Genomic DNA, 12590 nt, shown 5'->3' on the forward strand with positions numbered 1-12590 from the left:
TTATTTGTTGCTTCTACATTTATCACTACAATATTTTACATCATCCCAAACTTTTTCCCATTTTTTGCGCCAAGCGAAAGGTTTTTGACAGACCAAACAAATTTTATTAGGTAGATTTTCTTTTTTGACTCCTCGCATTTTTAGGTTGATTTGGATTACTTACGTGTTTTTGTAAAATTCTTTTGCCTTCTTGTTTTACTTCGTCTTTTTTTCTGAAACTCCATACAATATCGCTAGCGTATTTTCTGGTTTCTTCAATGTTTACAATTGGTTTTGGATAATCTTTTCCAATTTCGCAATTATAAAATTGTTGTTCCATTTCGTTCATTTTCCAAGGTTCATGAAGTAAATGGTTGGGAACTTCTGCTAATTCTGGTAACCATTGCTTGATGAATATGCCTTCCGAATCGTGTTCTTCTGAGTTTTTTATCGGATTGTAAATTCGGATTGTATTAATTCCGGTTGTACCTGATTGCATTTGCATTTGTGGGTAATGAATGCCAGGTTCGTAATCTAAAAATTGTCTGGCTAAAAAATGCAATTCGCGCCAATCTTGCCATAAATTAAACGTAAAAAAAGAAACGACCATCGCACGCATTCTGAAATTGATATAACCTGTTGTAACTAAACATCGCATGCAAGCATCTACAATTGGAACGCCCGTTTTCCCTTCTTGCCAAGCTTTAATATAAGTTTCATTTTTTGGTTTGATTAAACTGTCATAAGCTCTGTTTGCATTTTGAAATTCCATTTCGTATTCGTCTTCAAATTTTTGCATAAAATGACAATGCCAATGTAATCGTGAGACAAAATTTAAAATCGCTCGTTTGTTTTTAGAAGTTTCATAATGCTGATTGGTATATTGATACACCATTCGCATACTGATATTTCCATAAGCTAAATAAGGCGATAAGCGACTACAGCCTTTTCTACTTAAAGCGGGTTTTGAAATGTGTTTACTATAATTAACATAACGTTCTTTTACAAAACTATCTAAATACCGCCAAGCTAAAGTTTCGCCGCCTTGTTGGAAGTTTTTATTAGGAATTGTAATTTCTTCTGATAACTTTTCACCTTTCAAAGCATCATAAAATTCAGATTCTAATTCAATTGTTTTTAAATCGGATTCTTTAAATGTTTTAGGATTCGCTCGCATGATTTCTTCCCAACGTTTGTCCCAATTTTGTCTTGTTTTTAATTTTCTGATGACGCCGTGCAATTGAAATTCTTTCCAAGTAATTTTATTTTCTTGAAAAATTTCTTGCATTCTGATATCTCTATCGAAAGTGATTTTATTTCCAATTTCTTGATGCGAAAAAATGGTTTTTACATCAAAGTTTTTAAATATTTCTGAAAATACGAATTCCGCTTCGTTATGAAAGAAATAGATTTTATTGTTCGATGGGTTTAGTTTCTTTTGTAATTCTTGAATCGATTCGTAAATAAATCGCCAATGGCGTACATCAGCATCATCATAATTCATAACAGAAGGTTCGAAAATATAAAGCAACAATAAAGGTAAGCCGGATTGATGTGCGTGAAATAAGGCTTCGTTATCGATGAAACGTAAGTCGCGCTTAAACCAAACAATATTTATGGCTTCTTTTGTCAAAATTTATAGTAATGATGTGATTGGTTTGTTGGGTTTTGCATAACTTAATCGGTCAATTCTGGTAGTTTTGTGATAACTATCTAAACCAGAACATGTAATAGATTCCGCTTTTTCAATATCTAAAAAGCCGTCTTTTTGCAAGCAATTTTCTGGATAATACACGGCTTTGATTTCTCCAATTACTAAAACCGTGTTATTTATTGTAAGTTCTATTTTTTCCTTAAATTCCATCGCCAATTGTACCTGACTTTCTCTAACAAAAGGTGCGAAAAAATCATTTTTATATTCTGTATTTAAATCTGTAACATCAAATTCTGAAATTTCTCTATCGTATTTTGCAGAAGTTTGGTGTGCTTGTTTGAATATGTTTTCGTTAATATGATTAATGGTATAAAAACCAGTTTCTAAAATGTTTTCTAACGTATGTCTTGCATAAGCCGCTGGTCGGAAAATAATTCCAAATAAAGGAGGATTACTTCCAATATGAACAATTGAATCTACAATGGCTAAATTCGTTTGTCCGATTTTATTTTGAGTTCCGATTAAACCAATACTTTTAAAACCACCTAAACTATTTACAAAATGAACACGTTCTTGTTTTTCCATGTTCATCATTTGCTCATATGTAATTTGCTTTTCTTTCGATTTTAATTCTGTTTCACCCATTTTTTATCACTATTTAATTGAAAGGTGCCAATGTGTTCTTTGTTCCATTCGTGTGGTGGAATTATGGATAAAAAATAGGTTCCATCTCCAGTTGCATATAAATGATAAATTTCTCCGATTATAGGTTCAAATGAAAATTTCGAATTGTAAACTAATTCATTCCATTCAAATTCTTCCATTAAACTTTGATATTGTAGTTTTAATTCGTTGAATTTGTTTTCAAATTCTTTATTTACATTTCGTACACCGCGACCTTTCCAAGCGGCCACATCATCCACTTTAATTATAGGCGCGCCAACGCTTGTGGCGTAAGGTAAAAAACTTGCATTGTATCCTTTCTCTTCAGAATAAACTACATTATCTGGTGTTTCATTTTCCATTTTTACGGTATGTTTTTTATCGTTTTGATATTTTATTGTTTGAAATCGCTCTTTGTAAATTGCATTTGAATCGATCAATACCTTCAACGCGTTTGGCTACATGTTTGGTTTTACAATTTTCTACACGTTTTCGCCAAAGTTTATAACTTGAAAATTTCAGTTCTTTTTTCATTAATGCTTTGACATCCGCTTCTGCTAAACCAAATTGAAATTTGATGGCATCAAAAGGCGTTCTGTCTTCCCACGCCATTTCAATAATTCTATCGATGGCAATGTCGTCTAAATTTGTTTTTTGAGCAACTGGCATTATTTTGTTTAATTAAATTTAAATAAAGTTAAACAAAATTAAATAATTTAATTGGAATTTCTATCAAGTTTTAGAAATAAAAAAATCCGTTACTAAAATTTAAGTAACGGATTTATATAAAAAGGTTTGTTTGTTTAAAAAAGTTTAGCCACTTGTTCGTTTACAAACTCTAAGAAGCGTTCATCTTTTTCTGTAAATGGATCAATTACATGACTGTCGATATCAATTTGTCCAATGTTAATTCCATTCACAAATAACGGCACTACAATTTCCGATTTTACGGTAAAACTGCAAGCAATATAATTATCTTGAGCCGCAACATCTGGAACTACGAAATTTGCATTGCTTTCGGCTACTTGACCGCAAATTCCTTTTCCAAAAGGAATTACAGTATGGTCCGTTTCCGCACCAACATAAGGTCCAAGATGTAAAGTTTTAGCTTCGTGATTGGCAAAATAAAAGCCTACCCAGTTGTAATAGGGAATAGTGTCTTGTAATAATTGACAAATATTTTTTAATTTTTCATCTCTAGTAACTTCACTATTTACAATGCTTGTTACTTCTGGTTTTAAGTTTTCGAATTGCATTTTTTAAATTTTTTACAAATTTATGTATTAATAAGTAAGTAAAAATTATATTTTTGTTAAAAATCGTACATTTTGAAAAACACTATAAATCAACACAAACCTTTTTTTGTTTTCTTACTAAAGTTTATTTTGTTCTATTTAATTTTCACATTAATTTATAAATTCTATTTAAATCAATTTAATGCAGAAAACAAACAAGTAGATGGAATAACAGAGTTTGTGGCACATCAAACAAAAAATACGTTGGTGTTTTTTGGTAAAGACTGTGAGATAAGAAAACATGAATTCGAATCTTCTTTTAAAATTCTATATTTCAATAAATATTTAGCTAGAATTGTGGAAGGATGCAATGCTATTAGCGTGATTATTCTTTTTGCCTCGTTTGTGTTTGCTTTTTCTGCAAAGTTTATTAATACTTTTTTGTTTATTTTATTTGGCTCAGCCTTAGTTTTTATTTTGAATATTTTCAGAATTGCATTGCTTACAGTGGGTTTATATAATTATCCTGAATATGAAGAGTTTTTGCATAATATTGTTTTTCCAGTTGTAATATATGGTGTTGTTTTTGTTTTGTGGATTGTTTGGGTAATTAAATTTTCAACTTATGCAAAGCGAACAAACTAATAAGAGAAATTATGTAATGGTTGGCATATTAATTTTAGCATTAATATTAGTTAGAGCTTTCGAAAGCAGATTATTTTACGATCCTTTTTTAGAATTCTTTCATGGAGAAATCCAAAATAAACCTTTGCCTGAGTATGACGGTTTTAAGCTGTTTATTGGATTGTTTTTTAGATATTTAATTAATAGTATAATTACGATTTCAATTATATATTTACTTTTTAAAGAAACTTCAATTGTAAAATTAACCACGTTTTTATTACTAGGTTTTTTCATTGTTTTAATAATAATTTTGTTTCTCATTTTAAATTTTTCATCAAACCCCGATTACTTATTTATCTTTTATATCCGAAGATTTTTAATTCAGCCGTTGTTTCTAATTTTGTTCGTTCCAGCGTTTTATTATCAAAAAAGTGTTAATAATAAATAAGTTATCAAAAAATACTATAAATTTGCAACAATGAATTTCAAAAGACATATTAGTATTTTCTTAGCATTATTTATTTTATTAGTAAATAGTAGTGCGAGTTTGGTATTGCATTATTGCCATGACCAAATAGCTTCTATATCTTTAGTGTATCAAGAAAATAAAGTAGCAGATGCTGCCGACGAAGATTCTTGTTGTGCTGCTGATGACAAATCAGATGAAAAAAGTTGTTGTTCAGACGAAGAAATTAAAGTGGACAAAAAAATTGATTATTCTATTCTAAAAGGATTTCAATTTAATGTTTTAGCAGTTACTTTCGAAAATAAAATGCCTTCTTTCATTAATGAAGTTGATGTTTTGTCTGCAAATAAAAAGGTATTAGATTACTATTGTGATTCTAATGCGCCACCCTTTTACAAACTTTATTCTCAACTTATTTTTTACGCATAATTACTATCGTTTTTAGATTTCAAAATTTATAAACTTTATTAAAATAATTATGTATAAAATATTATTATTGGTTTTACTTCCAATACTTTCTTTGGCACAAAGTAGTGTACAAGGAAAAATCACAGATAAGGAAAACAATCCTATCGCTAATGTAAAAATTACTATTTCAGAATTAAATACGATTTTATCTTCAGATGAAAATGGATCCTTTACTTTAATTCAAGGAAATGCAAGCGTATTACTTGTTTTAGAAAAAGAGGGATTTCAGAAATTAGAAATTCTGCAAAGTGCTTCCAAAGATTTCACTATTCAATTAGAAAAAACTAGTGTTGAAAGTAATATCGAAACCGTAAAAGTGGTTAAAACTCAAAATACTTTAGGTAGAAAACAAAAAGCAGTTACCAATACGCAAAACTTATCGCAAGGCGAATTACAAAAAGCAGCTTGTTGTAATTTATCCGAAAGTTTTGAAACGAATCCTTCAATTGATGTCAATTTTTCAGATGCAGTTACGGGAAACAAACAAATTAAAATGCTGGGATTGACAAGTCCGTATATTTTAATGAGTGAAGAAAATATTCCAGCTATTCGAGGCGCTTTACAAGCAACTGGATTAAATTTCATTCCAGGAACTTGGGCAGAAAGTATTCAAATTACGAAAGGTGCCGGAAGTGTAACTAATGGGTACGAAAGTATTTCAGGACAAATTAATTACGAATTATTAAAACCTCAAAAAGAAGATCCTTTTTTCGCCAATGTTTATGCTTCTAATGATGGAAGATATGAGTTGAATACACATTTCGCTAATAAATATTCAGATAAATTAAGTTCATTAGTTTTATTACACGGTAACACTAGAAACATTAAAAACGACATGAATAATGATGGGTTTTTAGATAATCCATTAGGAAAACAAGTCAATGTTTTAAACCGTTGGCAATATAACAATGTTGAAAAAGGAATCGTTTCCTTCTTAAACATCAAATATTTTAAAGATGAAAAAACTGGTGGAACTTTAAATCAAGATGCTTTAAGTCCGTTAAGTTGGGCTAGTAAGGTAAATACGGATAAAGTAGAATTGTCTCATAAAATCGGTTATCTTTTTCCGGATATGCCTTTTCAAAGTATCGGATTTCAACAAGCGTTTCAGTACAATAAAATGAATTCGCAATTTGGAGCCAATACTCATCAAATTAATCATAAAAGTTACTTTTCAAATTTGTTGTTCAATTCGATTATTAGTAATACAAAACACAAATTTATCACGGGAATTAACTTTAATTACGATAGTTTTCAAGAAAATCTACAGGTTAATTTTACGAAAAATTACGACCGAATTGATACTTCTGTAGGTTCGTTTTTTGAATATTCTTTTGACAATTTAAATAATTTCAGTTTTGTTTTAGGCGCAAGAGTCGATAATCATAACAGATTAGGTTTGTTTTTCACACCAAGAGCACACGTAAAATACAATCCGTTTGAAAAAACAACGTTGCGATTTTCAGCAGGAAGAGGAAAAAGAGCATCGAATATGTTTGTTGAAAATATTAATGTTTTAGCAAGTTCAAGAGATGTAATTGTAAACGATGAAAACGGTAAATTATATGGATTAAATCCAGAAATTGCTTGGAATTACGGAACCAGTTTAATTCAGAAGTTTTTCCTTTTCGGAAAAGAAAATGAAATTGTAGTTGATTATTATAAAACAGATTTCAGTAACCAAATTGTGGTGGATTTAGAAAATCCGAGTCAAGTTACCTTCTCCAATTTAAAAGGGAAAAGTTATGCGGAATCGTTTCAAATTGAATGGAATATTACGTTAATGCGACATTTAAATTTAAGAACTGCCTACAAATATTTGAATGTTAAAACTGATTATGCAACCGGATTATTAGATAAACCTTTACAAGCTAAAAACCGATTTTTTGCGAATATCGCTTACGAAACACACATCTTAGATAAAGGACAACAATGGAAATTTGACGCCACATTCAACTGGATTGGAGAGCAACGTTTACCAAGTACTTTGGCCAATCCAACACAATATCAATTACCAGCGTATTCTCCAAATTATCAATTAGTTAATGCGCAAGTAACTAGAACCTTTTCTAGTACATTTGAAATGTATTTAGGTGCAGAAAATTTAGGTAACTTTAAACAAAAGAACGCTATCATTGCATCTGACAATCCTAATAGTCCTTATTTTGATAGTACTATGATTTATGGTCCAGTTTTTGGTAATATGTTTTATGCAGGATTACGTTTCAAGATAAAAGCAAAAAAAGAAGTTGTCGCAACAGAAAAAAAAGAAGCAGAAAATCATAATAATCATTAAAATATAGCAACACAGATTATACAGGTTTTTATAATTTTAATAGTTTCTATAATCTGTGTTTAAAAAAGAAAAATTAGTAATTAAAATTTTAACTAGGGGATGAGATTAATTCGTTCCTCGTAAAAACAATAATCATGAAAAAATTAGTATTAGTAGTATTAGTCGCGTTTTTAGGGATAAATGGAAACGCTCAAGAGAAACCAAATAAAAACAAGAAAGCTGAAGTTGAAGTAAATGGTAACTGCGATTTGTGTAAAAAACGTATTGAAAAAGCAGCTTATTCTGTTAAAGGAGTGAAAAGCGCTACTTGGCATGCGGATCATCAAGACTTACATTTAATCATTGATGAAACAAAATGTAAAGTAATTGATGTAGAAAAAGCAATTGCAAAAGTGGGACATGATACACAAGATGTTAAAGCTACTGATGCAGAATATGATAAAGTTCATGGGTGTTGCAAATACAGAACTGACGAAAAGCACTAACTAAACAAAAGTTAAAATAAATTATTATATTTGGAATAACTAACCAATTAAATTATTTAATATGCCTTTTAATTTTTACGCAATTTTAGCTGCTTCATTAGTTTCATTAGTTGTAGGTTTTGTTTGGTACAATCCGAAAGTATTTGGAACCATTTGGATGCAAGAAACCGGAATGACTGAAGAAAAAGCCCAACAAGGTAACATGGCTAAAATCTTCGGGTTAACTATCGTTTATTCGTTTTTAATTTCATTTATGTTGTCTGGAATGGTAATTCACCAAATTGGTGCTTTAGGAATGACTGGTGGAGATGAATCAATTGCCTTACCTTCATACGCTGCTTTCATGGCAGATTATGGAAATGCTTTTAGAAGTTTTCAACATGGTGCACTTCATGGATGTATGACAGGAGTGTTGTTTGTTTTACCAATTACAGCAATTAATGGTTTGTTTGAACAAAAATCTTGGAGATATATCTTAGTTACTGGTGGTTTTTGGGTTGTTTCTTTAACTATTATGGGTGCGATTATTTGCGGATGGAAATAATTAACATTTTATTATAAAATAGAAGTCCTACATTTGTAGGACTTTTTTATGCCTTTTTATATCTTTTGAGAAAAATTACTATAAATATATTTGAGACGATTAACGACTTACCAGAAAATTGGAATGCAGTAGCTTCTGCCAATCATTTTCTGCAATTGCCGTATTTAAAGGTTTTGGAGCTTTCTGCACCAACTAATATGCAATGCTTTTATATTGGTTTTTATGAAAATACAGAATTAATCGGCGTTTCTTTAGCTCAATATTTAGATTTGAATAAATTGGAATCTTTTGGCGAAAGAGACAGTTGTTTCAAAACCCATATTCGTAATTTTATTTTCCGAAATTTTGCTTCACACACTTTGTTTATTGGAAACAATATGATTACCGGACAAAATAGTTTCACTTTCAATACAGAAATCAGTTTTCAAGAAGTAAGTGATGTTTTGATGCAAAGTTCTCAGGAATTAGTTGCGTATTTTAAACGAAAAGGGATTAAAATTCATTTGGTTTCCTTTAAAGATTTTTATCAAGATTGCGCTACTGAATTTAAAAATCATGCTTTTACGAATGTGTACGAATTCAATACACAGCCTAACATGATTTTTGAATTACCATCGACTTGGCTTTTGAAGGAGGATTATTACAATTCGTTTTCAAAAAAATACAGAGACCAATATAAAAGAGCACATAAAAAATTTGAAGGTATTTTAGTTAAAGAATTAGATGTTGATGAGGTTGTTTTTCACGAAACAAGAATCAATGAATTATATCATCACGTAGCTAAAAACGCACCTTTTAATACTTTCTTCTTAGCCGAAAATCATTTCTCTACATTTAAAAAAGAATGTGGAAATGGTTTTAAAATATTCGGTTATTTTTTGGAAGATAAACTTATTGGATTTCATTCGGTTTTATTAAACGATACGGTTTTAGAAACGTATTTCTTAGGATATGATGACCAAGTTCAAAAAGAAAAAATGTTGTATTTGAATATGTTATACAACATGACAGAATTTGGAATTACACATCAATTTAAAAAAATCATTTTCGGAAGAACCGCATTAGAAATCAAAAGTTCCATAGGAGCAACGCCTGTAATGATGTCGGGTTTCATTTACCATAGAAATAAATTAGTTAACAAGTTTTTAGGAAAAATATTTAAAAACTTAGAACCAGAAACGGTTTGGCAACAAAGGCATCCTTTTAAATAATAGTTTTAAAATCTGAATCGAGAAATTGACTCAGATTTTTTGTTGAAATATACTAATTGTTTTCTTATTTTTGACCATAATTTCAGCTCATGAAAAAAATAATTTTCTTTTTTATACTTTTTTCCCAATGCATTTTTTCTCAGTCTTTGTTTGAAAAGGCAGAAAAGCTATTTAAAGAAAAAAAATATACAGAAGCCAAAGGCTTGTTTGAAAGTTATTTAAAATCAGTTCCTCAGCATCAAAAAACTATTGAATATTTAGGTGATATTGCGGGAAGTTCTAAAAAATGGGATGAAGCCATTGAATATTATAAAAAGCTTAAAATTTCAAATCCAAATAACGCTAATTATTGGTTTAAATACGGTGGCGCTATGGGAATGAAAGCTAAGTCTGTCAATAAATTCAAAGCTTTAGGAATGATAGATGAAATTGAAGCCGCTTTTCTTACGGCAGCAACTTTAGATAAAAAACACGTTGAAACGCGTTGGGCTTTAGTAATTTTATATATTGAATTACCAGGAATTATTGGTGGAAGTGAAAAAAAAGCCACTAAATATGCAGATGAACTTTTAGCCATTTCCAAAGTGGACGGTTATTTAGCCAAAGGGTATATAGATGTATATTATAAAAGATACAAAGTTGCCGAAGTTCATTTACTAAAAGCACATCAAATAGGGAAGTCGGCAACTACTTATGCCAAACTTTACGATTTATATTTGAATAAATTAAAAGACAAAGTAAAAGCACTAAATTTAAAAAAGTAATAATTATTCGAATTCCAAAAAAAAAACCATTGGAATTTAGAATTTTAAAAATTGGAATTTTCAAATGCGTACACATTTCATAGCTATTGGCGGAGCAGCCATGCACAATTTAGCATTAGCCTTACACAACAAAGGATATCAAGTTACAGGTAGTGACGATGCTATTTTTGAACCCTCAAAATCTCGACTAGAAAAGAAAGGATTATTACCTGTTGAAATGGGTTGGTTTCCAGAAAAAATCACTTCAGATATTGAAGCTATTATTTTAGGAATGCACGCCAAAGCAGATAATCCAGAATTACTAAAAGCACAAGAATTAGGTTTAAAAATCTATTCGTATCCAGAATTTTTATACGAACAATCTAAAAATAAAACACGAGTTGTTATAGGTGGTTCTCACGGAAAAACAACCATCACTTCTATGATTTTACATGTTATGCATTATCATAATATTGAAGTAGATTATATGGTTGGTGCGCAATTAGAAGGTTTCGATACGATGGTTCATTTGACAGAAACTAACGATTTTATAGTTTTAGAAGGTGACGAATATTTATCTTCTCCAATGGACAGAAGACCAAAATTCCATTTGTATCAGCCGAATATTGCTTTGCTTTCAGGAATTGCTTGGGATCATATTAACGTGTTTCCAACGTTTGAAAACTATGTAGAACAATTTAGTATTTTTACATCGCAAATTACAAATGGCGGTATTTTAGTCTATAATGAAGAAGATCCAACGGTTAAGCAAGTGGCTGAAGAAACTACGAATCCAATTCGTAAAATTGCCTATCAAACACCAAGTTATTCAGTGGAAAATGGAACCACTTTATTAGACACTCCAGAAGGACCAATGCCAATTGAAGTTTTTGGAGCACACAATTTAAATAATTTAGCTGGTGCGAAATGGATTTGCCAATGCATGGGCGTAGATGAAGTCGATTTTTATGAAGCAATTGCTAGTTTCAAAGGTGCAAGTAAACGTTTAGAGAAAATTGCAGAAAGCAGTAATAAAGTAGCTTACAAAGATTTTGCACATTCACCAAGTAAAGTTTCGGCGACTACAAAAGCAGTGAAAGCTCAATATCCAGATAGAAAATTAATTGCCTGTTTAGAATTGCATACGTATAGTAGTTTAAATGCCGAATTTTTAAAAGAATACGAAGGTGCATTAGACGCAGCAGATGTTGCTGTAGTTTTTTATTCGCCAGATGCGGTTAAAATTAAACAATTAGATGAAGTGTCTTACGAACAAATCGCACAATCATTCAACAGAAAAGATTTAGTTATTTATACCAATCCAACAGAATTTAAGGAATATTTGTTTGCGCAAGATTTTAATAATTCCGCTTTACTTTTAATGAGTTCTGGTAATTATGGAGGATTGAACTTTGATGAAGTTAGCCAATTAATCAATTAGCCGATTTGTCAATGTGATAATATATAAAACCCTCCAAGAGTTCAAAATTCTTGGAGGGTTTGTTTTTATATTCCATATTGAAAATGCCCAACAATCGTATAGCTAAACAAGCAATCTTCTAAAGCTTGTCCGCCACCCACATTGTGGAAAATTAAATTGCGTTTTCCATCTTCCGATTTTAAATGAGTGACAATTCCGATATGTGGTAATTTATCATTAATCATCCAAGTGACAATTTCTCCTGTTTTGTAATCACTTGCATTTTGTGTAATTGGTAATGTTTTTCCTTTTCTACCAAAGAAAATTTCCAAATTTGGAACTCTTCTGTGATCAATATTTTTATCTGTAGTTTTCAAACCCCATTTTTCTAAATTTGGGTATTTAGTAAAATTCGCTACCATATCTTCGTGCACTTCTTTTTGTAAATCAATATTCAATTTTCTATAAGCACGAATTATTACATCCGTACAAACACCAGTTTTTGCAGGAACATCACCATTTGGATATTTTAACTTCACATAATCAGGTGTGTAAATCACATTTTTATCAATAATTGAAATGGCCGCATTTGAAAGTTTTTCAGCAAAAGAATTCGGGTTTTCAATTGGAACAATTTCTTGCTTTTCAGAAATCAAAATTGTTTTATCAGAAAGTGATTCTTGTTTTTTACAAGAAGTAAAACTTAAGAAGAAGACAAAAATAAAAATATAATTCATAAAAAGAGATTTCAATTGTAACGTAATTTCTCAATTTTTAGTATAAAAAAAGACCAATAAAAATT

The 12590-nt window shown here is 30.3% G+C and carries 16 protein-coding genes; 9 read left to right on the forward strand and 7 right to left on the reverse strand.

Annotated elements, in window-relative coordinates; translation table 11 throughout:
* The 6 genes from UEQ13_RS06130 to UEQ13_RS06155 form a co-directional block, all read right to left on the reverse strand.
* Entirely contained in the window at window positions 1–138 is a 138-nt protein-coding gene (locus UEQ13_RS06130; protein WP_329805480.1) for a DUF2256 domain-containing protein, read from the reverse strand.
* On the reverse strand, window positions 107–1612 hold the full coding sequence (locus tag UEQ13_RS06135) for a cryptochrome/deoxyribodipyrimidine photo-lyase family protein (RefSeq protein WP_329805481.1): 1506 nt from the start codon (window positions 1610–1612) through the stop codon (window positions 107–109). Before UEQ13_RS06135 ends, UEQ13_RS06130 begins: the two co-directional genes overlap by 32 nt.
* Window positions 1613–1615: 3 nt before the next feature.
* Window positions 1616–2278 (reverse strand): flavin reductase family protein, encoded by a 663-nt coding sequence (locus tag UEQ13_RS06140; protein WP_329805482.1) that lies wholly within the window; start codon window positions 2276–2278, stop codon window positions 1616–1618.
* Entirely contained in the window at window positions 2260–2658 is a 399-nt protein-coding gene (locus tag UEQ13_RS06145) for a DUF2452 domain-containing protein (protein WP_329805483.1), read from the reverse strand. The genes UEQ13_RS06140 and UEQ13_RS06145 overlap by 19 nt, the downstream gene beginning before the upstream one ends.
* 16 nt (window positions 2659–2674) lie before the next feature.
* A complete protein-coding gene (locus tag UEQ13_RS06150) occupies window positions 2675–2965 on the reverse strand; it encodes a TIGR03643 family protein (protein ID WP_329805484.1) in 291 nt (96 codons plus the stop codon).
* 134 nt (window positions 2966–3099) lie between these two features.
* Window positions 3100–3552 carry a GAF domain-containing protein gene (locus UEQ13_RS06155; protein ID WP_329805485.1) on the reverse strand — a complete coding sequence of 151 codons (453 nt, stop codon included), beginning with the start codon at window positions 3550–3552 and terminating at the stop codon, window positions 3100–3102.
* Window positions 3553–3624: 72 nt separating this feature from the next.
* Here UEQ13_RS06155 and xrtF point away from each other — a divergent pair, with 72 nt between their 5' ends.
* From xrtF to UEQ13_RS06200, 9 genes are all read left to right on the forward strand, one after another.
* Complete coding sequence (xrtF, locus tag UEQ13_RS06160) at window positions 3625–4176, forward strand: exosortase family protein XrtF (protein WP_329805486.1); 552 nt, start codon at window positions 3625–3627, stop codon at window positions 4174–4176.
* Entirely contained in the window at window positions 4157–4603 is a 447-nt protein-coding gene (locus UEQ13_RS06165) for an exosortase F system-associated membrane protein (protein ID WP_407934650.1), read from the forward strand. The genes xrtF and UEQ13_RS06165 overlap by 20 nt, the downstream gene beginning before the upstream one ends.
* 30 nt (window positions 4604–4633) lie before the next feature.
* Complete coding sequence (locus UEQ13_RS06170) at window positions 4634–5050, forward strand: HYC_CC_PP family protein (protein WP_329805487.1); 417 nt, start codon at window positions 4634–4636, stop codon at window positions 5048–5050.
* Window positions 5051–5099: 49 nt separating this feature from the next.
* Window positions 5100–7385, forward strand: a complete 2286-nt coding sequence (locus UEQ13_RS06175; protein WP_329805488.1) for a TonB-dependent receptor — start codon at window positions 5100–5102, stop codon at window positions 7383–7385.
* A 134-nt stretch (window positions 7386–7519) separates the two neighbouring features.
* Window positions 7520–7870: a heavy-metal-associated domain-containing protein gene (locus UEQ13_RS06180; protein WP_329805489.1), complete on the forward strand. Its 351-nt coding sequence runs from the start codon at window positions 7520–7522 to the stop codon at window positions 7868–7870.
* Window positions 7871–7931: 61 nt separating this feature from the next.
* The gene (locus tag UEQ13_RS06185; RefSeq protein WP_329805490.1) at window positions 7932–8414 is read left to right on the forward strand and encodes a DUF1761 domain-containing protein; all 483 of its coding nucleotides are present in this window, start codon (window positions 7932–7934) and stop codon (window positions 8412–8414) included.
* 65 nt (window positions 8415–8479) lie between these two features.
* Window positions 8480–9625: an 8-amino-7-oxononanoate synthase gene (locus tag UEQ13_RS06190; RefSeq protein WP_329805491.1), complete on the forward strand. Its 1146-nt coding sequence runs from the start codon at window positions 8480–8482 to the stop codon at window positions 9623–9625.
* An 89-nt stretch (window positions 9626–9714) separates the two neighbouring features.
* Window positions 9715–10389 carry a tetratricopeptide repeat protein gene (locus UEQ13_RS06195; RefSeq protein WP_329805492.1) on the forward strand — a complete coding sequence of 225 codons (675 nt, stop codon included), beginning with the start codon at window positions 9715–9717 and terminating at the stop codon, window positions 10387–10389.
* 64 nt (window positions 10390–10453) lie between these two features.
* The gene (locus UEQ13_RS06200) at window positions 10454–11809 is read left to right on the forward strand and encodes a UDP-N-acetylmuramate--L-alanine ligase (RefSeq protein WP_329805493.1); all 1356 of its coding nucleotides are present in this window, start codon (window positions 10454–10456) and stop codon (window positions 11807–11809) included.
* A 65-nt stretch (window positions 11810–11874) separates the two neighbouring features.
* Here UEQ13_RS06200 and UEQ13_RS06205 read toward each other — a convergent pair whose 3' ends face one another.
* Complete coding sequence (locus UEQ13_RS06205) at window positions 11875–12525, reverse strand: DUF1287 domain-containing protein (RefSeq protein WP_329805494.1); 651 nt, start codon at window positions 12523–12525, stop codon at window positions 11875–11877.
* Window positions 12526–12590: the final 65 nt, after the last annotated feature.

The sequence above is a fragment of the Flavobacterium facile genome (assembly GCF_036321945.1).
In the GTDB taxonomy this organism is placed as follows: Bacteria; Bacteroidota; Bacteroidia; order Flavobacteriales; family Flavobacteriaceae; genus Flavobacterium; species Flavobacterium facile.

Excerpts from the sequence above, each read along its gene's own strand:
- UEQ13_RS06180 (WP_329805489.1), top strand. The coding sequence starts at position 7,520 with ATGAAAAAATTAGTATTAGTAGTATTAGTCGCGTTTTTAGGGATAAAT.
- UEQ13_RS06195 (WP_329805492.1), top strand. The coding sequence starts at position 9,715 with ATGAAAAAAATAATTTTCTTTTTTATACTTTTTTCCCAATGCATTTTT.
- UEQ13_RS06175 (WP_329805488.1), top strand. The coding sequence starts at position 5,100 with ATGTATAAAATATTATTATTGGTTTTACTTCCAATACTTTCTTTGGCA.
- UEQ13_RS06155 (WP_329805485.1), bottom strand. The coding sequence starts at position 3,552 with ATGCAATTCGAAAACTTAAAACCAGAAGTAACAAGCATTGTAAATAGT.
- UEQ13_RS06170 (WP_329805487.1), top strand. The coding sequence starts at position 4,634 with ATGAATTTCAAAAGACATATTAGTATTTTCTTAGCATTATTTATTTTA.
- UEQ13_RS06130 (WP_329805480.1), bottom strand. The coding sequence starts at position 138 with ATGCGAGGAGTCAAAAAAGAAAATCTACCTAATAAAATTTGTTTGGTC.
- UEQ13_RS06145 (WP_329805483.1), bottom strand. The coding sequence starts at position 2,658 with ATGGAAAATGAAACACCAGATAATGTAGTTTATTCTGAAGAGAAAGGA.
- UEQ13_RS06150 (WP_329805484.1), bottom strand. The coding sequence starts at position 2,965 with ATGCCAGTTGCTCAAAAAACAAATTTAGACGACATTGCCATCGATAGA.
- UEQ13_RS06140 (WP_329805482.1), bottom strand. The coding sequence starts at position 2,278 with ATGGGTGAAACAGAATTAAAATCGAAAGAAAAGCAAATTACATATGAG.
- UEQ13_RS06200 (WP_329805493.1), top strand. The coding sequence starts at position 10,454 with ATGCGTACACATTTCATAGCTATTGGCGGAGCAGCCATGCACAATTTA.
- UEQ13_RS06165 (WP_407934650.1), top strand. The coding sequence starts at position 4,157 with ATGCAAAGCGAACAAACTAATAAGAGAAATTATGTAATGGTTGGCATA.
- UEQ13_RS06185 (WP_329805490.1), top strand. The coding sequence starts at position 7,932 with ATGCCTTTTAATTTTTACGCAATTTTAGCTGCTTCATTAGTTTCATTA.
- UEQ13_RS06205 (WP_329805494.1), bottom strand. The coding sequence starts at position 12,525 with ATGAATTATATTTTTATTTTTGTCTTCTTCTTAAGTTTTACTTCTTGT.